This window comes from Enterobacter cloacae complex sp. IR5458, assembly GCF_049238025.1.
GTDB lineage: Bacteria > Pseudomonadota > Gammaproteobacteria > Enterobacterales > Enterobacteriaceae > Enterobacter > Enterobacter kobei.
The window spans coordinates 1-1,352 of record NZ_JBMKIF010000125.1 but is presented as its reverse complement, the minus strand read 5'-3'; the positions used below and the strand labels follow the sequence as shown (position 1 = coordinate 1,352).

At 60.3% G+C, this 1,352-nt stretch carries 1 protein-coding gene; it reads right to left on the bottom strand.

Annotated features, from left to right (window positions below; genetic code table 11):
- Positions 1-202 precede the first annotated feature (202 nt).
- The gene (gene intI1 / locus ACOTYN_RS26320; RefSeq protein ID WP_000845048.1) at positions 203-1,216 is read right to left on the bottom strand and encodes a class 1 integron integrase IntI1; all 1,014 of its coding nucleotides are present in this window, start codon (positions 1,214-1,216) and stop codon (positions 203-205) included.
- Positions 1,217-1,352: the final 136 nt, after the last annotated feature.

Sequence of the window (1,352 nt, the reverse complement as noted above, 5' to 3'; positions counted from 1 at the left end):
TGTCGTTTTCAGAAGACGGCTGCACTGAACGTCAGAAGCCGACTGCACTATAGCAGCGGAGGGGTTGGATCCATCAGGCAACGACGGGCTGCTGCCGGCCATCAGCGGACGCAGGGAGGACTTTCCGCAACCGGCCGTTCGATGCGGCACCGATGGCCTTCGCGCAGGGGTAGTGAATCCGCCAGGATTGACTTGCGCTGCCCTACCTCTCACTAGTGAGGGGCGGCAGCGCATCAAGCGGTGAGCGCACTCCGGCACCGCCAACTTTCAGCACATGCGTGTAAATCATCGTCGTAGAGACGTCGGAATGGCCGAGCAGATCCTGCACGGTTCGAATGTCGTAACCGCTGCGGAGCAAGGCCGTCGCGAACGAGTGGCGGAGGGTGTGCGGTGTGGCGGGCTTCGTGATGCCTGCTTGTTCTACGGCACGTTTGAAGGCGCGCTGAAAGGTCTGGTCATACATGTGATGGCGACGCACGACACCGCTCCGTGGATCGGTCGAATGCGTGTGCTGCGCAAAAACCCAGAACCACGGCCAGGAATGCCCGGCGCGCGGATACTTCCGCTCAAGGGCGTCGGGAAGCGCAACGCCGCTGCGGCCCTCGGCCTGGTCCTTCAGCCACCATGCCCGTGCACGCGACAGCTGCTCGCGCAGGCTGGGTGCCAAGCTCTCGGGTAACATCAAGGCCCGATCCTTGGAGCCCTTGCCCTCCCGCACGATGATCGTGCCGTGATCGAAATCCAGATCCTTGACCCGCAGTTGCAAACCCTCACTGATCCGCATGCCCGTTCCATACAGAAGCTGGGCGAACAAACGATGCTCGCCTTCCAGAAAACCGAGGATGCGAACCACTTCATCCGGGGTCAGCACCACCGGCAAGCGCCGCGACGGCCGAGGTCTTCCGATCTCCTGAAGCCAGGGCAGATCCGTGCACAGCACCTTGCCGTAGAAGAACAGCAAGGCCGCCAATGCCTGACGATGCGTGGAGACCGAAACCTTGCGCTCGTTCGCCAGCCAGGACAGAAATGCCTCGACTTCGCTGCTGCCCAAGGTTGCCGGGTGACGCACACCGTGGAAACGGATGAAGGCACGAACCCAGTGGACATAAGCCTGTTCGGTTCGTAAACTGTAATGCAAGTAGCGTATGCGCTCACGCAACTGGTCCAGAACCTTGACCGAACGCAGCGGTGGTAACGGCGCAGTGGCGGTTTTCATGGCTTGTTATGACTGTTTTTTTGTACAGTCTATGCCTCGGGCATCCAAGCAGCAAGCGCGTTACGCCGTGGGTCGATGTTTGATGTTATGGAGCAGCAACGATGTTACGCAGCAGGGCAGTCGCCCTAAAACAAAG

Excerpts from the sequence above, each read along its gene's own strand:
- intI1 (WP_000845048.1), bottom strand. The coding sequence starts at position 1,216 with ATGAAAACCGCCACTGCGCCGTTACCACCGCTGCGTTCGGTCAAGGTT.